This is a genomic window from Geodermatophilus sp. SYSU D01045, assembly GCF_054050295.1.
Genome location: NZ_JBJGZB010000017.1, coordinates 1 through 19,190 on the forward strand (window position 1 = coordinate 1; position 19,190 = coordinate 19,190).

Annotated in this window: 22 protein-coding genes; 4 read left to right on the forward strand and 18 right to left on the reverse strand. The window is 75.3% G+C overall.

All coding sequences use genetic code 11. The annotated features are described in order from the left end of the window. Positions 1 to 106: 106 nt before the first annotated feature. The 15 genes from ACI798_RS15280 to hrcA form a co-directional block, all read right to left on the reverse strand. Positions 107 to 1,663, reverse strand: a complete 1,557-nt coding sequence (locus ACI798_RS15280; RefSeq protein WP_457048301.1) for an FHA domain-containing protein — start codon at positions 1,661 to 1,663, stop codon at positions 107 to 109. After that, entirely contained in the window at positions 1,663 to 2,097 is a 435-nt protein-coding gene (locus ACI798_RS15285) for a hypothetical protein (RefSeq protein WP_457048302.1), read from the reverse strand. The genes ACI798_RS15280 and ACI798_RS15285 overlap by 1 nt, the downstream gene beginning before the upstream one ends. Positions 2,098 to 2,153: 56 nt before the next feature. Next, entirely contained in the window at positions 2,154 to 3,707 is a 1,554-nt protein-coding gene (locus tag ACI798_RS15290; RefSeq protein ID WP_457048303.1) for a hypothetical protein, read from the reverse strand. 205 nt (positions 3,708 to 3,912) lie between these two features. After that, complete coding sequence (locus ACI798_RS15295; protein ID WP_456941729.1) at positions 3,913 to 4,677, reverse strand: isoprenyl transferase; 765 nt, start codon at positions 4,675 to 4,677, stop codon at positions 3,913 to 3,915. After that, positions 4,667 to 5,458: a DNA repair protein RecO gene (gene recO, locus ACI798_RS15300; protein WP_456928418.1), complete on the reverse strand. Its 792-nt coding sequence runs from the start codon at positions 5,456 to 5,458 to the stop codon at positions 4,667 to 4,669. The genes ACI798_RS15295 and recO overlap by 11 nt, the downstream gene beginning before the upstream one ends. Continuing rightward, positions 5,455 to 6,369: a GTPase Era gene (era, locus tag ACI798_RS15305; RefSeq protein WP_456941728.1), complete on the reverse strand. Its 915-nt coding sequence runs from the start codon at positions 6,367 to 6,369 to the stop codon at positions 5,455 to 5,457. Before era ends, recO begins: the two co-directional genes overlap by 4 nt. A 40-nt stretch (positions 6,370 to 6,409) precedes the next feature. Then, positions 6,410 to 6,742, reverse strand: coding sequence for a cytidine deaminase (locus ACI798_RS15310; protein ID WP_456941727.1), 333 nt, complete (start codon positions 6,740 to 6,742; stop codon positions 6,410 to 6,412). A gap of 19 nt (positions 6,743 to 6,761) precedes the next feature. Then, positions 6,762 to 8,093 carry a hemolysin family protein gene (locus tag ACI798_RS15315; RefSeq protein ID WP_457048304.1) on the reverse strand — a complete coding sequence of 444 codons (1,332 nt, stop codon included), beginning with the start codon at positions 8,091 to 8,093 and terminating at the stop codon, positions 6,762 to 6,764. Between the two features lie 4 nt (positions 8,094 to 8,097). Beyond that, the gene (gene ybeY / locus ACI798_RS15320; protein WP_093580955.1) at positions 8,098 to 8,601 is read right to left on the reverse strand and encodes an rRNA maturation RNase YbeY; all 504 of its coding nucleotides are present in this window, start codon (positions 8,599 to 8,601) and stop codon (positions 8,098 to 8,100) included. A gap of 5 nt (positions 8,602 to 8,606) precedes the next feature. After that, a complete protein-coding gene (locus tag ACI798_RS15325) occupies positions 8,607 to 9,740 on the reverse strand; it encodes a PhoH family protein (protein WP_457048305.1) in 1,134 nt (377 codons plus the stop codon). An 89-nt stretch (positions 9,741 to 9,829) separates the two neighbouring features. Further along, positions 9,830 to 10,657 (reverse strand): enoyl-CoA hydratase/isomerase family protein, encoded by an 828-nt coding sequence (locus ACI798_RS15330; protein ID WP_457048306.1) that lies wholly within the window; start codon positions 10,655 to 10,657, stop codon positions 9,830 to 9,832. A 31-nt stretch (positions 10,658 to 10,688) separates the two neighbouring features. Then, complete coding sequence (locus tag ACI798_RS15335) at positions 10,689 to 11,048, reverse strand: histidine triad nucleotide-binding protein (RefSeq protein WP_456941723.1); 360 nt, start codon at positions 11,046 to 11,048, stop codon at positions 10,689 to 10,691. A gap of 48 nt (positions 11,049 to 11,096) precedes the next feature. Next, positions 11,097 to 11,864 carry a 16S rRNA (uracil(1498)-N(3))-methyltransferase gene (locus ACI798_RS15340; protein WP_456941722.1) on the reverse strand — a complete coding sequence of 256 codons (768 nt, stop codon included), beginning with the start codon at positions 11,862 to 11,864 and terminating at the stop codon, positions 11,097 to 11,099. Next, positions 11,861 to 12,994 carry a molecular chaperone DnaJ gene (gene dnaJ / locus ACI798_RS15345; RefSeq protein ID WP_457048307.1) on the reverse strand — a complete coding sequence of 378 codons (1,134 nt, stop codon included), beginning with the start codon at positions 12,992 to 12,994 and terminating at the stop codon, positions 11,861 to 11,863. Before dnaJ ends, ACI798_RS15340 begins: the two co-directional genes overlap by 4 nt. Before the next feature lie 14 nt (positions 12,995 to 13,008). Beyond that, complete coding sequence (gene hrcA / locus ACI798_RS15350) at positions 13,009 to 14,028, reverse strand: heat-inducible transcriptional repressor HrcA (protein WP_456941720.1); 1,020 nt, start codon at positions 14,026 to 14,028, stop codon at positions 13,009 to 13,011. 217 nt (positions 14,029 to 14,245) lie between these two features. On the opposite strand from hrcA, the gene ACI798_RS15355 reads away from it, so the two are divergent. Beyond that, the gene (locus ACI798_RS15355) at positions 14,246 to 14,602 is read left to right on the forward strand and encodes a type II toxin-antitoxin system VapB family antitoxin (RefSeq protein WP_457048308.1); all 357 of its coding nucleotides are present in this window, start codon (positions 14,246 to 14,248) and stop codon (positions 14,600 to 14,602) included. After that, the gene (locus ACI798_RS15360) at positions 14,602 to 15,069 is read left to right on the forward strand and encodes an N-acetyltransferase family protein (RefSeq protein ID WP_456941718.1); all 468 of its coding nucleotides are present in this window, start codon (positions 14,602 to 14,604) and stop codon (positions 15,067 to 15,069) included. Before ACI798_RS15355 ends, ACI798_RS15360 begins: the two co-directional genes overlap by 1 nt. 83 nt (positions 15,070 to 15,152) lie before the next feature. Here ACI798_RS15360 and ACI798_RS15365 read toward each other — a convergent pair whose 3' ends face one another. The 3 genes from ACI798_RS15365 to hemW form a co-directional block, all read right to left on the reverse strand. After that, positions 15,153 to 15,758: a response regulator gene (locus ACI798_RS15365; protein WP_456941717.1), complete on the reverse strand. Its 606-nt coding sequence runs from the start codon at positions 15,756 to 15,758 to the stop codon at positions 15,153 to 15,155. After that, positions 15,755 to 16,870, reverse strand: coding sequence for a sensor histidine kinase (locus ACI798_RS15370; protein ID WP_457048309.1), 1,116 nt, complete (start codon positions 16,868 to 16,870; stop codon positions 15,755 to 15,757). Before ACI798_RS15370 ends, ACI798_RS15365 begins: the two co-directional genes overlap by 4 nt. A 71-nt stretch (positions 16,871 to 16,941) precedes the next feature. Beyond that, entirely contained in the window at positions 16,942 to 18,165 is a 1,224-nt protein-coding gene (gene hemW / locus ACI798_RS15375; protein ID WP_457048310.1) for a radical SAM family heme chaperone HemW, read from the reverse strand. Between the two features lie 48 nt (positions 18,166 to 18,213). Here hemW and ACI798_RS15380 point away from each other — a divergent pair, with 48 nt between their 5' ends. Both ACI798_RS15380 and ACI798_RS15385 read left to right on the forward strand, forming a co-directional pair. Then, the gene (locus tag ACI798_RS15380; protein WP_457048311.1) at positions 18,214 to 18,981 is read left to right on the forward strand and encodes an enoyl-CoA hydratase-related protein; all 768 of its coding nucleotides are present in this window, start codon (positions 18,214 to 18,216) and stop codon (positions 18,979 to 18,981) included. 26 nt (positions 18,982 to 19,007) lie between these two features. Continuing rightward, positions 19,008 to 19,160 (forward strand): hypothetical protein, encoded by a 153-nt coding sequence (locus ACI798_RS15385; protein ID WP_456941713.1) that lies wholly within the window; start codon positions 19,008 to 19,010, stop codon positions 19,158 to 19,160. The last annotated feature ends 30 nt before the right edge of the window (positions 19,161 to 19,190 follow it).

The following is a 19,190-nucleotide window of genomic DNA, read 5'->3' on the forward strand; positions in this document are numbered from 1 at the left end:
GAGCACGAGCGGGCGCAGGCCCCTCCGCGGCCCGGCCCCGGAACGCCACCGGCGCCCGCCTCCCCGGGTGGGGAAGCGGGCGCCGGTGGGAGTGCGGAGGGGCGGGTCAGTAGCCGCCGTGCTGCGACTCGAAGGCGAACTGGCGACCGCCCATGCGGACCGCCGTGCCCGGGGTCAGCCGGATCGGCTGGTGCGGCACGAGCGAGGACCAGCCCGGGGCCCCGCGCGGGGCGACGAGCGTGCCGTTGGCCGAGCCGACGTCGAGCAGCAGCACGTCCCAGCCCTCGAGCCGGATCTCGGCGTGGTGCCGGCTGACGCCGCCGGTCTGGTCGAGGACCAGCAGCGGTCGCACCTGGCCGGAGGCGACGCGCTCGTCGGTCTCCGGCTCGCGGCCGAGCAGGTAGTCCATGTCCAGGCTCACCGTGGCGCCGTCGTCGAAGACCAGCAGCCCCAGGGGCGGGCGCACGCCCTCGACGACCACCGCCGTCTGCTGCGTCGTGCGGATGCCGCAGAGGGCGCAGAAACCGGCCCGCGGGTCGTTGAGGTGGCCGTTCTTGCAGAGGATGCCCTTGACCCGGGGCCGCTCGTCCTCCGGCTCCGCGGCGGCGGGCGCCGACTCCTGGCCCGGGGTCGGCAGCGGCTGCCGCACCGGTTCCACCTCGGCGGCGGCGCCGAACAGCAGCGCCGACCGCTCCGGCGCCGGCAGCTCCACCGGCGCGGGCGCCGGCGGCGCGGCCGGAGCCGGGGCGACGGCGGGTGCCGGGGTCGCGAGGGACGCCGGGGCGGCGTGCGCGTGACCGGCGTGGTCATGACCGGCGTGGTCGTGACCGACGTGGTCGTGACCGGCGTGGTCGTGACCGGCGTGGTCGTGACCGGCGGAGTCGTGACCGGCCGGGGCCCCGGCGGGCGCGACGGGCACCGGGCGGGCCGGCGGCTTGGCCGTCGACAGCGGCACCCGGGCGTGCGGTGCCGGCAGCCGGACCTGCATGGTGCCCGACGGCACCGGGGCGGCGGCCGACGGCGCGGGGGCCGGCGAGAGCACCGCGGCCGCGCCGGGGACCGCACCGGCCTCGAGGTCGGCGAGCGGGTGCGGCGCGGTGTCGGCGGGCGAGCCGGCCGACAGGTGCAGCGGGGCCGGCGGCCAGGTGACGAAGCGGTCGAGCACGAGGGTGCCGTTGTCCAGCTTCTCCCCCTGGGCCGGCGTGAGCCGCAGCCCCAGGTCGGGCACCTCGGCGCTGCCGCCGCCGGCGAGCACGAGCGTCAGCCCGTCCTCGGTGGCGGCGGCGACCGCGAACGACGGGGGCTCGGTCACGGTGCCGAGCCAGGTGCGCAGCTCCTCGTGCAGCCGGCGGCCCGGGGCGCGGGAGCCGGCCGCGGACACCCGGCGGCAGAGCGTGACCAGCTCGCCGACGAGCACGTCGCCGGCCGGGGCGGCGGGGGGCGCGGGCGGGACCGGGGCGGAGCCCCAGCCGACCAGCGCCGGCCGCGCCGCCGGGGCTGCGGGGCCGGACGGCTGCGTGGTGACGCCGACGACCAGGAGCACCCCGGGCATCCGGACGACGAGGTCGGGACCGGGTGCGACCCGGACGGCGACCTGGTCGAACGGCGGCACGGTGGCCGGTGCTCCGGTCGTGCCGGTGAGCGGAGGCGTGGGGGCCGACATCAGATGAGCCTCCCGCCGTTGATCCGCCAGTGGACGAACGGCACGCGCATCGGGCCGTTGGCGACCAGCCACACGATCAGCCAGGTGCTGACGAAGTGGATGGCGAACGCCGGGCCGGGCAGCGAGTCGATCCACGGGATCGCCCCGCCGGCGAAGAGGAACCAGACGAGCAGGCCCTCGGGGATGCCGGTGAGCAGGCCGAACAGCGTCGGCCAGTCCTTCTCCCACCGGAACTGCTGGATGCCGTGGTAGACGAGCTCCCACAGCACGCCGAGCACCAGCACGACCAGCAGCACGGAGAAGGTGGCGCCGTAGGAGGCGCCGAGGGAGGCCCCGGTCGGGAGCACCGGGGTGATGATCAGGGTCCAGATCGAACCGACCATGGCCAGCAGGAAGATCCTGGTCTGGATGCGGCCGTTCAGGGTGGGCAGCACGGTGTCGTCTCTCTCGGTCGTCGCGGACGTCGGTCGTCGAGTCGGGGGCGGGTCGGTCAGATCTGCTTGTTGCGGACCCACTTCCACCACTGGCTGGTCGACCGTCCCGGCCCCAGCTTCTGCGCGAACCCCTGCCTGATGAGGTCGTCGGCGATCTCCTGCGCGGCGATCTGCAGGCCGAAGAAGGTGTCGACGCCGGGGAACGGGCCGCCGAGGGTGGCGCTGCCGGAGGCGTAGATCTTGCCGCCGTTCCGCGTGCCGGTGACCTCGAAGTCCCGCTGGACGTCGAGCCGGCCCACCGGGTTGCGGGTGGCGTTGGAGTGGTCGAGCAGGTCGGCCAGCACGCGGTGCTCGCGGATGTCGGCCTCGAGGCCGGTGCAGTCGATGACGGCGTGGAAGGTGCCGGTGTGCGGCCCCTGGTCCGGGGTGCTGACGGTGACCTCGACGAGGTCGCCGACCGGCTTCATCTCCTCGATCTTGCCGATCATCACCCGGTACCAGCCCTCGGCGCGGCCGCGCTTGAGCTGCTCCTTCCAGTCCCGGCGGACCGGGGTGTTGGTGCCGCCCATCTCCTCGTACAGCCGCTTGCGCTCGGCGCCCTCGCTCTTGCGGACCTGCTGCTTGAGCTGCCCGCCCCACACCGACTTCGGGTAGTTGAAGCCCTGGTAGGCCCAGCCGTCGGCGCCCTTGCGGCGCTTGAGGATGCCGGTGCCGTGCGGCCTGTCCACGTAGGTGCGGAACAGGTGGACGATCTGGGTCTGCAGGCCGAGCCGGTCGCGGTCGTCGATCAGCCGCTGCAGGACGCGGGAGGCCACGATGCCGCCGCCGCGGATGAGCACCGTGCCGGGACGCTGGTGCAGCCGCTCGTAGACCTGCTCGTGCCGCTCGTAGGCGTTCACGACCTTGCCGTAGTCGTTGTACTCGTTGCGGTAGCGCTGCAGGTCGGGCAGGAACTTCAGGCCCGGATAGCCGACGGCGACGTGCACCCACGTGCTGCGGTACGCGATCCGCTTGGTCGGCGTCGCGCCCTCGGGCGGGGTCAGGATCGTGAAGTACCCGCCGCCCACCCGGCGCCGGACCATGCGGACCTGGCCGTGGACGACCATCTCCGGGTACCGGATCCGGTACATCTCCTTCTCCATCGACTCGAACGCGTGCCCCGCCTTGGGGGTGTAGTAGTTCGCGAAGACGGGCTCGACCAGCACGTTCCAGGCCTGCTTGAGATTGCCCTGCAGGGCCTCGCGGATGGCGTAGCTCGGGAAGCCCCAGATGTTGTCCGGGCACGACGACGAGTCCGACCGCAGCCGCTCACCGCGCGGGATCTGCGACACCGTCGTCAGGTACTCGTAGCTCTCCCACGGGGTCTTCAGCGGGGTGAGCACGCGCATGGCGCTCGTCGGGACACCGCAGATCCGCAGGTAGTCGACCGTCACGAACGACCCGATGCCGCCACCGAAGGTGACGAACGGGACGTCGACGACGGGGATGCCGGCGTCGGCCAGCATCTGGTCGGTCCAGAAGTCACTGGCGATCAGCTGGTCGTTCAGGTCACCGGGCTGCGGTGGCGCCGGGGTCCGGGCGTGCTGGGACGCGATCGTGCTCTCGCTCACGGTGGGGGTCTTCCGTCCTCTGTCGGGGGGAGCCGCCACTGTCAGGTCGTCGCCACGCACTGTCAACGGATTCCGGCGCGGGACACCGAACCGTCGCCGCGGGTCCGCTCGGGCGTCCGCGGGGGGCCCGCTCGGGGCTCCGGCGCAGGTGAGCCGCCCGGCCCGCCCGGCCCGCCCACCCCGCCGCGAGGGTGGGGGCGGGTGCCTAGGCCTTGCCGAAGCGGCGCTGGCGGGAGGCGTACTCCTCGCACGCGGCCCACAGGTGCCGGCGGTCGAAGTCCGGCCAGAGGGTGTCGAGGAAGACGAACTCGGCGTAGGCCGACTGCCACAGCAGGAAGTTGCTCGTCCGGTTCTCCCCGGAGCTGCGCACGAACAGGTCGACGTCGGGCATGTCCGGCTCGTCGAGGAACCGGGCGACGGTGTCCTCGTCGACCTTGCCCGGGTCCAGCCGGCCCGCGGCGGCCTCGCGGGCGATGGCCGCGGCGGCGTCGGCGATCTCGGCGCGGCCGCCGTAGTTGACGCACATGGTCAGCGTGAGGACGTCGTTGTCCTGCGTGAGCTCCTCGGCGACCTCGAGCTCCTTGATGACGCTGCGCCACAGCCGCGGGCGGCGGCCGGCCCAGCGCACCCGGACGCCGAGGTCGTGCATCTCGTCGCGGCGGCGGCGGATGACGTCGCGGTTGAAGCCCATGAGGAAGCGGACCTCCTCGGGGCTGCGCCGCCAGTTCTCGGTGGAGAACGCGTAGGCGCTGATCGCCTTCACGCCGAGCTCGATGGCGCCCTCGACGCAGTCGAACAGCGAGGACTCCCCCGCCTCGTGGCCGGCCGTCCGGGGCAGGCCGCGCTCCTTGGCCCAGCGGCCGTTGCCGTCCATGACGATCGCGACGTGCCGGGGCACCTTGTCGGCGGGGAGCTCGGGCGGGCGGACGCCCGAGGGGTGCGGGTTCGGCGGCTTGACCTCACGCCTCACTCAGCAGGCTCACTTCCCGGCGTGGGGCCGACGGGTCCGAGCGGTCCACCAGCGGCAGCGAGCGCAGCCCGCGCTCGAGGTGCCACTGCAGCAGCGCGGCCACCAGCCCGCTGCCCTCGCGGCGCTGCGGCTGCTCGCTGGACTCGGCGGTCGCCCAGTCGCCGGACAGCAGCGCCTCCAGGTGGCCGATGGTGACCGGGTTGGGCATGGCCGAGCCGGTCGGGCGGCAGCCGGGGCAGACGGTGCCGCCGGCCGGGACGGAGAAGTGCCGGTGCGGCCCCTCGAGGCCGCAGCGGGCGCAGTCGCCGAGCGCGGGCTCCCAGCCGGCCACCGACATCGCGCGCAGCAGGAACGCGTCGAGCACCAGCCCGGCCGGGTGTGTCTGCTCGGCCAGGGCCCGCAGTGCGCCGACGACGAGCAGGAACAGCCGCAGCGAGGGCTCCTTCTCCTCCGCGGTCAGCCGGTCGGCGGTCTCGAGCACCGCGGTGCCGGCGGTGTAGGCGCGGTAGTCCGCGGCGATGACCGAGCCGTAGGAGCGGATGGACTCCGCCTGGCTGACGATGTCGAGGTTGCGGCCGGTGTAGAACTGCACGTCCACGTGGCTGAACGGCTCGAGGCGGGCGCCGAACTTGCTCTTGGTGCGGCGCACGCCCTTGGCCACCGCGCGCACCTTGCCGTGCCGGCGGGTGAGGACCGTGACGATCCGGTCGGCCTCCCCCAGCTTCTGGGTGCGCAGGACGATCCCCTCGTCGCGGTACAGCGACTTCGGCGTGGTGCTCAATAGCCCAGCCTGTTCAGCTTCTTCGGGTCGTCCTGCCACTCGCCGAGGACGGTCACGTGCAGGTCGAGGTGGACCCGGGCGCCGAGCAGCTGCTCGAGCCCGGCGCGGGCCTCGGTGCCGATCGCCTTGATGACCGACCCGCCCTTGCCCAGCAGCATCGGCTTCTGGCTGGGGCGCTCGCAGTGCAGCAGCGCGTGCACCTCGACCAGCTCCGCGCCCTCCCGCTTCGGGTCGGGTCGGCGGTTCAGCTCCTCGACGGTGACCGCGAGGGAGTGCGGCACCTCCTGGAACACCTTCTCCAGCGCCGCCTCCCGGATGAGCTCGGCGATCTGGCGGTCGGTGTCCTCGTCGGTGGTCTGCTCCTCGGGGTACAGCGGCGGGCCCTCGGGCAGCAGGCCGACCAGCAGGTCCTCCAGCAGCTCGACCTGGTCGCCCTCCACCGCGCTGACCGGCACGACCTCGGCGGCCTCGACCAGCTGGCTGGCGGCCACGAGCTGCTCGGCGACCTGCTTCTTCGACGCGGCGTCGGTCTTGGTCACGACGACGACCACCGGCGCCGTGACCTCCTTCAGCTGGCGGGCGATGAACCGGTCACCGGTGCCGACGGGCTGGTCGGCCGGGATGCAGAACACCACGACGTCGACCTCGGACAGCGTGTCCCGGACGACGTCGTTGAGCCGCCGGCCGAGCAGGCTCTTCGGCTTGTGCAGGCCCGGGGTGTCGACGAGCACGAGCTGCCCGCCGGGCCGGTGCACGACGCCGCGGATGGCGTGCCGGGTGGTCTGCGGCCGGTTGCTGACGATGCCGACCTTCTCGCCGACGATGGCGTTGGTCAGCGTGGTCTTGCCCGCGTTCGGCCGGCCGACCAGGCAGGCGAAGCCGCTGCGGTACGGCTGGTCCGGCGTGCTCACCGGCCCAGTCTCCCACCGGAGGGTGACAGGGGCGGCGTGCTCACGAGGTGGCGCGCAGCACCCCGTCGGGGCCGGCGAGGTGCACCGGGGCCGACGGAGTCAGGTCGTGCACGGCGGCCAGGCCCTCCTGCTCGACGGCGTCGGCGTCGGACACGATCGCCGCCGCCTCCAGGCCCTCGACGCCGCTGGACACCGCTGCGGCGACGGCCGCCTGCAGCGCGGACAGCCGCAGCGAGGGCAGGGCGACGCTGGCGGCCACGTAGGTGCGCCCGTCGGTGTCGCGCACCGCCGCGCCCTCCGGGGCACCGGTGCGGCCGCGCGCGGAGCGGGCGAGGGTGACGAGCTTGGCGTCCTCGGGCTGCAGGTCGGGCACGGGGGGTCAGCTTTCCACGTCAGTTCTCGACGGCGGCCGGGACCTCGGCCCGGGTGGCCCCGGACCGGTGCTCGGGGTCCGCGTCGGGCACCCGGCACACGAGGATCGTGTCGATCCGGTTGCGCCGCCCGCCGGTGCTCTCGGCGACCAGCCGCAGGCCCGCGACCTCCGCCGCCGAGCCCTCGATCGGCACCAGCCCGAGCTCGCGGGCGAGCAGGCCGCCGACGGTCTCCACGTCGTCGTCGCGGGGCAGCTCGACGTCGAACAGCTCGGCGAGGTCCTCGACCGGCAGCCTGGCGGTGATCCGCACCGACCCGTCGTCGAGGTGCTCGACCGGCGGCCGCTGGACGGCGTCGTGCTCGTCGGCGATCTCCCCGACGATCTCCTCGAGGATGTCCTCGATCGTGACCAGCCCGGCGAACCCGCCGTACTCGTCGACGACGATCGCGATGTGGATGCGGCGGGCCTGCATGTCGCGCAGCAGCTCGTCGACCGGCTTGGACTCGGGCACGAACGCCGGCGGCCGCATGAGCTCCTCGACCCGCGGGCCGCGGCCCTCGCCGAGGTTCTGCGAGCGGCGCACCAGGTCCTTGAGGTAGACGACGCCGACGACGTCGTCGACGTTCTCGCCGATCACCGGGATGCGGCTGAACCCGCTGCGCAGCGCCAGGGCCAGCGCCTGCCGGACGGTCTTGGTGCGCTCGATCCAGACGACGTCGGTGCGCGGCACCATGACCTCGCGGGCGATGGTGTCGCCCAGCTCGAACACTGAGTGGATCATGTTCCGCTCGCCGGACTCCACGACGCCGCGCTCCTCGGCCAGGTCGACCAGCTCGCGCAGCTCGACCTCGGTGGAGAACGGGCCGTCGCGGTAGCCGCGGCCGGGGGTGATCGCGTTGCCGATCAGGATGAGCAGCGTCGCGACCGGGCCGAGCACCCGGCCCAGCAGCCGCACCACCCCGGCGGTGGCCAGCGCGAGCGGGTAGGCGTGCTGGCGGCCCAGCGTCCGCGGCCCGACGCCGACCAGCACGTAGCTGACGACGGTCATCACGCCGGCGGCGGCGAGCACCGCCTGCCAGCCCATGCCCAGCGCCCGGACCAGCAGCACCGCGACCAGCACCGCGGCGACCATCTCGCAGACGATCCGCAGCAGCAGGAGGAGCGCCACCAGGCGGGCGCGATCGTCGAGGACCCGCTCCAGGGTGGCCGCCCGCCGGACGCCGTCGCGGCGCAGCTCCTCGACCCGCGCCGGGGACACCCGTTGCAGGGCGGCGTCCATGGCGCCGAAGAGCCCGGCCAGCGGCACCAGGCAGATCGCGACGACCAGAAGCGTGACCGCACCGGCGCTCATCGCGTCACCGCGTCCCGGGACCCCGTTCGGCCGGCTCCCCGGTGACCGGCTGCCGCGGGGCGGAGCGCCAGCCCTCCAGCAGGCGGGTCTGCAGGCCGAACATCTCCCGCTCCTCCTCGGGCTCCATGTGGTCGTAGCCGAGCAGGTGCAGCACGCCGTGGGTGGCCAGCAGCAGCAGCTCGTCGTCCATGGAGTGACCGGCGGCGCGGGCCTGCCGGACGGCGACCGAGGGGCACAGCACGACGTCGCCGAGCAGGGCGGGGCCGGGCTCGGGGTCGTCGGGCCGGGCGGTGTCGAGCTCGTCCATGGGGAAGGCCAGGACGTCGGTCGGGCCCTTCTCCCCCATCCAGCGCTCGTGCAGCACGGACATGTAGTCCGGGTCGACGCACAGCACCGACAGCTCGGCCATCGGGTTGACGCCCATCTCGGCGAGGACGTAGCGGCAGATGCCGGTCAGCTCCGCCTCGTCGACGGCGATCTCGGACTCGTTGGCGACCTCGACGGGCACGGCGCTCAGCTCCCCTGCCGGCGCGTCGGCCGCGCGGGCCGGGCCGGCCCGGCGGGACGGCCGGCACCCTGCTGGTGGGCGGCATCCCACCGCTCGTAGGCGTCCACGATGTCGCCGACCAGCCGGTGGCGGACGACGTCGGAGCTGGTCAGGTTGGCGAAGTGCACGTCGTCGATGCCGTCGAGGATCTCGCGCACCACCTTGAGGCCGCTCTGCGCGCCGCCGGGCAGGTCGACCTGCGTGACGTCACCGGTGACGACGATCTTCGAGCCGAAGCCGAGCCGGGTGAGGAACATCTTCATCTGCTCGGCGGTGGTGTTCTGCGCCTCGTCGAGGATCACGAACGCGTCGTTGAGCGTGCGGCCGCGCATGTAGGCCAGCGGCGCGACCTCGATGGTGCCCGACTGCATGAGCCGCGGGATCGACTCGGGGTCGACCATGTCGTGCAGCGCGTCGTAGAGCGGGCGCAGGTACGGGTCGATCTTCTCGCTGAGCGAGCCGGGCAGGTAGCCCAGCCGCTCGCCGGCCTCGACCGCGGGGCGGGTGAGGATGATCCGGTTGACCTGCTTGGTCTGCAGCGCCTGCACCGCCTTGGCCATCGCCAGGTAGGTCTTGCCGGTACCGGCCGGGCCGATGCCGAAGACGACGGTGTGCGCGTCGATCGCGTCGACGTAGCGCTTCTGGTTCAGCGTCTTGGGCCGGATCGTGCGGCCGCGGCGGCTGATGATGTCGAGGCTGAGGACGTCGGCCGGCCGCTCGGAGCCGCCGCTGCGCAGCATGCCGATGACCCGGCGCACCGAGTCCGGGCGCAGCGCCTGGCCGGTGCCGATCAGCGCGATGAGCTCGTCGAACACGCGGACGGCGAAGGCGTTGTCGGCCGGCTGCCCGGTCACGGCGATCTCGTTGCCGCGGACGTGCACGTCGGCCTCGACCTCGGACTCGACCAGCCGGAGCAGCTCGTCACCGGAGCCGAGCAGGGCGACCATCGAGACGGAGTCCGGGACGGTGATGGTGGCGCGGACCGCGGCGGGTGTGGCGCCGGCGAGGGTGCTGGCGCTGTCCGCGGCGACGGCCTGCGCGGAGGCCTCGCGGGACGTGGGGGCGCCCGGCACGGGGACGTTCGGGGAGGTGTCGGGCAAGAACCCTCGACCCTGCCTTCCTGGCACGGGGACTGAACGCCTCGACTCTACCCGCGCCCGGCCACCGGGAACCCGCGCCCGCGCGCAGGTCACCGCCCCGAGTAGGTGGCCTTCCCCGGCCCGTCGGCCAGGAAGGAGGCGACGGCGCCGCGCAGGTCGTCGGTGGCGAACAGCGCCCCGGAGACCTGCGGGGTGATCTCGTCGGCGGCCCGCGCGCCGTGCCGCACCGCCGTCGTCACGAGGCGCTTGGTGGCGGCGTGCGCGAGCGTGGGGCCGGCGGCGACCCGGCGGGCGTAGGCGCGGGCGGCCTCGGCGAAGCCGTCGTCGGGCAGGACCCGGTTGACCACGTCCCACCGCTCCAGCACCGCGGCCGGGTACCGCTCGCCGGTGAAGACCAGCTCCTTCGCCCGCGCCGGCCCGGCCCGCTCGGCCAGCCGCTGCGGCCCGCCCATCGACGGGGTCAGCCCGACGACGATCTCCACCAGCCCGAACGAGGCGCGCTCGGCGGCCAGCAGCACGTCGCAGGCCAGCGCCAGCTCGAACGCGGCGGTGAGGGTGAGCCCGTGCGCGGCGAACACGGTGGGGACGGGCAGGTCCTCCAGCGTCTGGGCGATGCGCAGCAGCCGCGCCCACAGCGCCGTGCCCTCCTGGGCGGGGGCGGGGCCCTCGGCGATCTCCCGGAAGGCGTGCACGTCGACGCCGCCGGAGACGACCTTCCCGCGGGCCTCGAGCAGCACCGCGCGGGCGCGGTCGGGCCGGCCGGGCTCGGTGAGGGCGACCAGCTCGGCGACGACCTGCTCGAAGGCGGCGAACACCGACTCGTCGAACAGGTTGAGCGGCGGCGCGTCCAGCACGACGACGGCGACGTCGCCGTCCCGCTCGATCCGGACGGGGGCGGCGCTGCCGGCGTCGGTCATGCCGGCCACCCTGCCAGGCGGCCCGCCGGGCTCAGCCCGGGGGCCAGCGGAGGTCGCGGCCGCCGAGGACGTGCAGGTGCAGGTGGTGGACGGTCTGCCCGGCCTGCGGGCCGGTGTTGACCACCACCCGGTAGCCCGGCTCGGTGCCGTCCTCGCTGGCCAGCCCCTCCTGGATCGCCACCGCGTGCGCGGCGGCCACCACCTCGGCGAGCAGCTGCGGGTCGGCGCCGACGAGCAGCCCCGCCGTCGCGTGGTGCTGCTTGGGGATGACCAGCACGTGCGTGGGCGCCTGCGGGTTGACGTCCCGGAAGGCCAGCGTGCGGTCGGTGTCGTGCACGACGTCGGCCGGGATCTCCCCGGCGACGATCCGGCAGAAGAGGCAGTCGGTCACGCCGCCGACCCTAGGAGGAGGCGGGCACTCCCGCGGAGGTGCGCGCCCTCAGGCCCAGCGGGTGCGGACCGACAGGGCGGCCAGCGCGGCGGCGCCGGCGGTGGAGGTCCGCAGCACCTCCGGCCCGAGCCGCACCGCCTGGGCACCGGCCGCGCGCAGGGCCACGACCTCGCCGTCGGTGAGCCCGCCCTCCGGACCGACGACGACGGCGACCGTGCCGCTGGCGGGGACGTCCACCCCGGCCAGGGGGCGGCGGGCCTGTTCGTGCAGCACCAGCGCGAGGTCGACGTCGGCGAGCTCGCCGCACACCTGCCGGGTGGTCATGAGGTCGCCGATCTCGGGGACCCGGGGCCGCCGCGACTGCTTGGCCGCCGCCCGCGCCGCGGCCCGCCACTTCGCCAGGCCCTTCTCGACGCGGTCCTCGCGCCAGCGGGTGACGCAGCGCGCGGCCGCCCACGGGACCACCCGGTCGACGCCGAGCTCGGTGGCCAGCTCCACGGCCAGCGGGCCGCGGTCGCCCTTGGGCAGCGCCTGGACCAGCACGAACTCCGGCTCGGCGGGGGGCACGTCGTGGCGGGCGGTGACCTGCACGCGCAGCCCGGCCGGCCCGGCGTCGAGCACGGTGCCCTCGACGACGGCGCCACGGCCGTCCCCGACCCGCACCGCCTCCCCGGCGGTCAGCCGCAGTACGTCGACGGCGTGCCGGCCCTCGGCGCCGCCGACGAGCACCTCGTCGGCACCCGGCAGCTCGTCGAGCAGGAACAGCGGGGAGCCGTCGAGGGCCGGCCGGGCGTCGTCAGGGGCCGGGACGCTCACTTGAACGAGTTCCGGACCCGGGAGAACAAGCCGCCGTGGGTCTCCGCCGGGCCGGGGCGGTCCTCGCCGCGCAGCACCGCCAGCTCGCGCAGCAGCTTCTCCTGCTCGGCGTCGAGGCGGGTCGGCGTCTGGACGTCGACGTGCACGTGCAGGTTGCCCCGGCCGGTGGCCCGCAGCCGCGGCGCGCCCTGGCCGCGGAGGGTGAGCACGGTGCCCGCCTGGGTGCCGGGACGGACGTCGACGTCGGTGTCCTCGCCGTCGAGCAGGGTCAGCGGGAGCGTGGTGCCCAGCGCCGCGGCCGTCATCGGCAGCGCGACGTGGCAGTGCAGGTCCTCGCCGTCGCGGGTGAACACCGGGTGCGGGCGCTCGCGGATCTCCACGTACAGGTCGCCGGCGGGGCCGCCGCCGGGGCCGACCTCGCCGCGGCCGGTCAGCCGGATGCGCATGCCGTCCTCGACGCCGGCGGGCACCTTGACCTGGATGTCCTGCCGGGAGCGGACCCGGCCCTCGCTGCCGCACTCGGGGCAGGGGTCGGGGATGACCTGGCCGGTGCCGGCGCAGGTCGGGCACGGCCGGCTGGAGACGACCTGGCCGAGGAAGGAGCGCTGCACGCTCTGCACCTCGCCGCGGCCCGAGCAGGTGGCGCAGGTGGTCGGGTGGGTGCCCGGCGCGGTGCCGGCGCCGGCGCAGGTGCCGCACAGGACGGCGGTGTCGACGGTGATCGTCTCGGTGGTGCCGAAGACCGTCTGCTCGAGGTCGAGCTCCAGCGCGATCAGGGCGTCGTCGCCGGCGCGGACGCGGCTGCGCGGCCCGCGCGTGCCCATCCCGCCGCCGAAGAAGGCGTCCATGATGTCGCCGAGCCCGCCGAAGCCGGCCCCACCGAACGGGGAGCCCGCAGCGGCGCCGGCGCCGCTGTCGAACGGGTCGCCGCCGAGGTCGACGATGCGCCGCTTGTCCGGGTCGGTCAGCGCCTGGTAGGCCCGGCTGACCTCCTGGAAGCGCTCCTTGGCCTCCGGGTCGGGGTTGACGTCGGGGTGCAGGTCGCGCGCCAGCCGCCGGTAGGCCTTCTTGATGTCGGCGTCGGAGGCGCCCCGGGGAAGCCCGAGCACGCCGTAGTAGTCGGTTGCCATGGGGGGTCGAGACCTCAGCTCCCGGCCAGCAACTGGCCGACGTAACGGGCCACGGCTCGCACCGCGGCCATGTTGCCTGGGTAGTCCATGCGGGTCGGGCCGACGATGCCCAGCCCGCCCAGCGCCCGGTCACCGGTGCCGTACCCCACCGAGACGACCGACGCACCGGCCAGCGCCTCGTGGGCGTTCTCCTCGCCGATGCGCACGAGCACCGCGCCGCTGTTGTCGACCTCGCTGATCAGCCTGAGGACGACGACCTGCTCCTCCAGCGCCTCCAGCAGCGGGCGGAGGCTGCCCGGGTCGAGCGCGACCCGGGCCAGGTTCGCCGTCCCGCCGATGACGAGGCGGTCCTCCCCCGGCTCGACCAGGGTCTCGATCAGCGCGGCGCTGACCGCGGCGACCAGCGCCCGCAGGTGCTCCGGCGCGGTCTCCACGAGGTCGGGGACCTTGCTGCCGGCGTCGGCGAGCCGGGCGCCGGTGAACGCGGCGTTGAGCGTGGCGCGCAGGTCGGCGACGTCGTCGCGGCCGACGTCGACCGGGCAGTCGACGACCCGCTGCTCGACGCGGCCGGTGTCGGTGATGAGCACCAGCAGCAGGCGCGCGCCGGTCAGCTGCACCACCTCGAGGTGGCGCACCGCGCTGCGCGACAGGGTCGGGTACTGGACGACGGCGACCTGGTGGGTCAGCTGGGCCAGCAGGCGCACCGTGCGACCGAGGACGTCGTGCAGGTCGACCGCGCCGTCGAGGAACCGCTCGATCGCGCGGCGCTCGGCGGGCGACAGCGGCTTGACCGCCGAGAGCCGGTCGACGAACAGGCGGTAGCCCTTGTCGGTGGGCACCCGGCCGGCGCTGGTGTGCGGCTGGGTGATGTAGCCCTGCTCCTCGAGGACGGCCATGTCGTTGCGGATGGTCGCCGGCGAGACCCCGAGGTCGTGCCGCTCGGCCAGGGCCTTGCTGCCCACGGGGTCGTTGGTGGAGACGAAGTCCTGCACGATGGCCCGCAGGACCTGCAGGCGCCGTTCGTCGTGCGCCACGGTGACACCTCCCCGAACCGGTCGACGTCGCCGTGCGGGGAGCCCCGGGAGGCTCCGGCCCACCCGCCGGACGTCCCGGCCGGGCTGGCACTCGCACGGACCGAGTGCCAATCCAGCATACGACCAGGGAGCGGTTCCGTCGCGGACGTGACGGGGTCCACCACCCCGGTGGGTGCCCGGCACGGCAGGCGGCAGGCCGATAGGCTCGGACGCGTCGGTGCCGGTACGGGGCAGCTTTCGGACGGAGGTCGGGTCCCTGATCTTCAAAGCGGTGCGGAGCGGGCGTCCCTATCCCGAGCACGGGTTGTCCACCAGGGACTGGGCGATGATCCCGCCCCGGCAGATCCGGCTCGACACCCTCGTCACCACCAAGCGCGAACTGGCGCTGGACACCCTGCTCGCCGACGACTCGACCTTCTACGGCGACCTCTTCCCGCACGCCGTCCACTGGCACGGCGACCTCTACCTCGAGGACGGCCTGCACCGCGCGCTGCGGGCGGCCCTGCAGCAGCGCTCGGTCATCCACGTCCGCGTGCTCGACCTCGACGCGCTGATGCCCGCGAACCTGGCCTGATGGAGCCGGTCCGGCTCGACGGCGGGGTGCTGCTGCGGGAGGCGACCGTCGCGGACCTGCCCCCGGTGGTGGCCTTGCTGGCCGACGACCCGCTGGGCGCGACCCGGGAGTCGGCCGACCCCGCGCCGTACGAGCGGGCGTTCGCCGCCGTCGACGCCGACCCCGCGCACCTGCTGGTCGTGGCCGAGGACGCCGGCGCCGTCGTCGGCACCCTGCAGCTGTCGTTCCTGCCCGGGCTGTCCCGTGGCGGCGCGCTGCGCGCGCAGGTCGAGGGCGTGCGGGTGGCCGCCCCCGCCCGCGGGCGGGGACTCGGCGAGGCGCTGCTGCGGTGGTGCGCCGAGGAGTCCCGCCGGCGCGGCGCCGCGCTGCTGCAGCTCACCACCGACACCCGCCGCACCGACGCGCACCGCTTCTACGAGCGGCTGGGCTTCGTGGCCTCGCACGTCGGGATGAAACTGGAGCTCTAGTCGGTCCGGCTCGCTCGTCTCAGGCGGCCCTCTCGCAGGGGCCCGCCCCGAGCGGAGCGAGGGGTGGGGGCGAGGGGGTCCTTTCACAGCCAGCCCCTGTCGGCGGCGACGCGGGCGGCCTCCACCCGCGTGCGGGCACCGGTCTTGCCGATCGCCGAGGACAGGTAGTTGCGCACCGTGCCCTCGGACAGGAACAGCCGCCGGGCGACGTCGGCGACGGTGGCGCCGTCGGCGGCCTCGCGCAGCACGTCGGCCTCGCGCGCGGACAGCGGCGTCGCGCCGATCGCCAGCGCGGCGGCGGCCAGCTCCCGGTCGATCACCCGCTCCCCCGCGACGACGGCGCGGATGGACCGGGCGAGCTCCGCGACCGGCGCGTCCTTCACCAGGAAGCCCGCGGCACCCACCTCCATGGCGCGGCGCAGGAACCCCGGCCGGCCGAAGGTGGTGAGGACGACGGCGCGCACGCCCGGCAGCTCGGCGGCCAGCTCGCGGGCGGCCTCCAGGCCGTCCCGCCCGGGCATCTCGATGTCGAGCAGCGCGACGTCCGGGCGGTGCTCCCGGGCGGCGGCCAGCACCTCGTCGCCCCGGCCCACCTCGGCGACGACGGTGATGTCGGGCTCCAGCTCCAGCAGCGCCCGCAGCGCGCCGCGGACCATCGACTGGTCCTCGGCCACCAGCACCCGGATCACCGGGCCACCGCCGCGGCGGGGACCGGCACCAGCGGCAGGACCGCGCACAGCTCGTAGCCGCCGTCGTGCCCGGCGCCGCCGGTGAGCCGGCCGCCGAGCGCGCCCACCCGCTCGGACAGGCCGGTGAGCCCGGAGCCGGGCGCGGTGTCGTCGGCGGGGCCGCGGCCGTCGTCGCTGACGGTGAGCACCGCGTCGGCGCCGTCGTCGGCGAGGGTGACGGTGACCGTCCGGGCGCCGCTGTGCCGCAGCACGTTCGTCGTCGCCTCGCGGACCACCCAGCCCAGGGCGGCGTCGACCGGGCCGGGCAGCGCGGGCACCCGGGCCGGCAGGCGGGCGGCGATCCCGGCGCCGGACAGCGCCGCGCGCGCCTCGGCCAGCGCCTGCGCGCAGCTGACCTGGCGGTAGCCGCTGACGGCGTCGCGGACCTCGGCCAGCGCCCGGCGGGCGGCGGCCTCGACGTCGGCCATCTCGGTGCGCGCCCGCGCCGGGTCGACCTCCGCCAGCCGCCCGGCGAGCTCGCTCTTGAGCGCGATGAGCGACAGGCTGTGGCCGAGCAGGTCGTGCAGGTCGCGGGCGAAGCGCAGCCGCTCCTCGGCGACGGCGTTGCGGGCCAGCTCCTCGCGGGCCGCGACGAGCTCGGTGTTGACCTCGACCAGGTGGCGGGTGCCGCGCATCGCGAACGCCGTGAGCACGCACATCACCGGGAGGATGAAGAGGTTCGCGAACTGGCCGTCGGCCGCGACGACCCCGGCGCACACCGCGGCGGCGGCGAGCACCGCCGGCCACACCCAGCGCCGCGGCAGCGCCGCCGCCGAGGCCGCCGACACGTAGATCAGCAGGCCCGCCCACGCCGGGCCCAGCCAGACGGCGAGGCCGGTCCCGAGCGCGGCGACCACCGCCAGCCGGCCGGACGACCCGGCCGGGTCGCAGCTGCCGAACGACCGGCGGAAGACGTCGAGGTAGACGGCGGTGAACCCCAGCAGCGCGGCGCCGGCGACCACCCGGACCGCCGTCGGCCGGTCGGTGGTCAGCAGGTCGGCGAGGGGGAAGACCTGGAACAGCAGCCAGGGCAGGGACCAGCCGATCTGCCGCCACCGGGAGTGGGCGTCCACGGCGCCCGACCGTAGACCTGCCGGTCCCGGTCCCGGACCTGCCGGACGTCGCCGTCCCGCCGTGACACCCGTCAGTCGGTGAGGTCCCGGACGACGGCGTCGGCGAGCAGGCGGCCGCGGTCGGTGAGCACCGCACGCCCCGCCTCGTGCGCGCCGGGCTCCAGCAGGCCGCGGACCACCGCCTCGGCGGCGCGCAGCCGGCCGGCGTCGGACAGCGCGGTCAGCGGCAGCCCGTCGCGCAGCCGCAGGCCGAGCATGACCGTCTCCAGCGCGCGGTCGGCGGGCTCGAGCACCTCGCGGTCGGCCGCCGGGCTCTCCCCCGCCGAGAGCCGCTGCGCGTAGGCCGCGGGGTGCTTGACGTTCCACCAGCGCACGCCGCCGACGTGGCTGTGCGCGCCCGGGCCGATCCCCCACCAGTTCGCGTTGGCCCAGTACAGCTCGTTGTGCCGGCAGCGGGCGGCGTCGCCCCGCGACCAGTTGCTCACCTCGTACCAGTCGAACCCGGCGCCGCGCAGCACGGTGTCGGCCTGCACGTAGCGGTCGGCGAGGACGTCGTCGTCGGGCATCGGCAGCTCGCCGCGGGCGATCCGCCGGGCCAGCCGGGTGCCGTCCTCGACGATCAGCGCGTAGGCGCTGACGTGGTCGACCGGCGCGTCGAGGACGGCGTCGAGGGAGGCGGCCCAGTCGGCGTCGGTCTCGCCCGGCGTGCCGTAGATCAGGTCCAGGTTGACGTGCTGGAAGCCGGCCGCGACCGCCTCCCGCGCGGCCTGCACGGCGCGCCCGGGGGTGTGCCGCCGGTCGAGGACCGCGAGCACGTGCTCGGCGGCGGACTGCATCCCGAGGCTCAGCCGGGTGAAGCCGGCCGCGCGCAGGGTGGCCAGCGACGCCGGCGTCACCGACTCGGGGTTGGCCTCGGTGGTCACCTCGACGTCGGGGGCGACGGGGAACAGCTCACGGACGGCGGCCAGCACGGCGGCGAGGTCGTCGGCCGGCAGCAGCGTCGGGGTGCCGCCGCCGACGAAGACGGTGGAGACCGTCGGCAGGTCGGGGCCCAGGACCCGCGCGGCGCGGCGCAGCTCGGCGATCGCGGTGCCCGCGTACTCGGCACGGTTGGCGCCGGGCCCGAGCTCGTCGGAGGTGTAGGTGTTGAAGTCGCAGTAGCCGCAGCGGGTGGCGCAGAACGGCACGTGCACGTAGAGCCCGAACGGCGTCGTCGTCAGGTGCTCGCGGGCACCGGCTGGCAGGTCGTCGTCCGCGGGCGGACGCGCCGGCAGCAGCGGCAGGGTGGTGGTCATCTGCTCCCAGTGTGCCGCGGCCCCGCCACCCCGGTGCAGGATGCCCGGGTGGGCGAGGACCGGCTGCTGCAGGTGACCGTCGCGGGGGGCGTGGCCCGGCTGGTGCTGGACTCCCCCGCCAACCGCAACGCGCTCTCCCGGGCGCTGCGCGCACAGCTGCGCGAGGCCCTCGACGCCGCGCTCGCCGACGACGCGGTGCGCGTGGTCGTGCTCGACCACACCGGGCGGGTGTTCTGCTCGGGGATGGACCTGTCCGAGGCCGCCGGTGCCGGTGCCGGCGACCAGGGGGTGCGCGAGCTCCCCGACCTGCTGCGGACCGTCTGGACCGCGCCCAAGCCGGTGGTGGCCGCGGTGCGCGGGCCGGCGCGGGCGGGCGGGGTCGGTCTGGCCGCCGCCTGCGACGTCGTGGTGGCCGCGTCCTCGGCGACGTTCGGGATGTCGGAGGTGCGGCTCGGGCTGGTGCCCGCGGTGATCTCCGCGGTCGTGCTGCCGCGGATGCTGCCCCACGCGGCGCACCGGCTCATGCTCACCGGCGAGGTGTTCGACGCCACCACCGCCGCGGCCGGCGGGCTGGTGGACCTGGTCGCACCCGACGACGAGGTCGACGCCGCCGTCGACGGGCAGGTGCTGGCGCTGGCCGCCGGGTCGCCGTGGGCGCTGGCGGAGACCAAGCGGCTGCTGCGGGCCGGCGGGCTGCGCGGCTCGTTCGAGGACCTGCTGGACCTCTCCGCCCGGGCCTTCGCCGGGGAGGAGGGCCAGGAGGGCATCGCCGCGTTCCGGGAGAAGCGCCCGGCGCGCTGGGTGCCCTCGCTGTAGCCGGTCCGGCGCGGGATGCTGCGGGCGTGACCGCCCCCGAGGACCCGCGCGAGCGGTTCCGCACCCTGCCCGAGCCGGTCGACCCGCAGGACGCCGTCGAGGAGGTGGACACCGCGGCCCGCCCGCTGCGCGACGACGGTGACGAGCGCGACGCGCTGCTGCGCCAGGCCGGCGGCTGACCTCTCCCGCGCGCGGTCGTGCTCTGCCCC

Coding starts and splice junctions, on each gene's coding strand:
- hemW (WP_457048310.1), bottom strand. CDS start 18,165: ATGACCACCACCCTGCCGCTGCTGCCGGCGCGTCCGCCCGCGGACGAC.
- ACI798_RS15280 (WP_457048301.1), bottom strand. CDS start 1,663: ATGTCGGCCCCCACGCCTCCGCTCACCGGCACGACCGGAGCACCGGCC.
- ACI798_RS15330 (WP_457048306.1), bottom strand. CDS start 10,657: ATGACCGACGCCGGCAGCGCCGCCCCCGTCCGGATCGAGCGGGACGGC.
- ACI798_RS15360 (WP_456941718.1), top strand. CDS start 14,602: ATGGAGCCGGTCCGGCTCGACGGCGGGGTGCTGCTGCGGGAGGCGACC.
- dnaJ (WP_457048307.1), bottom strand. CDS start 12,994: ATGGCAACCGACTACTACGGCGTGCTCGGGCTTCCCCGGGGCGCCTCC.
- ACI798_RS15315 (WP_457048304.1), bottom strand. CDS start 8,093: ATGAGCGCCGGTGCGGTCACGCTTCTGGTCGTCGCGATCTGCCTGGTG.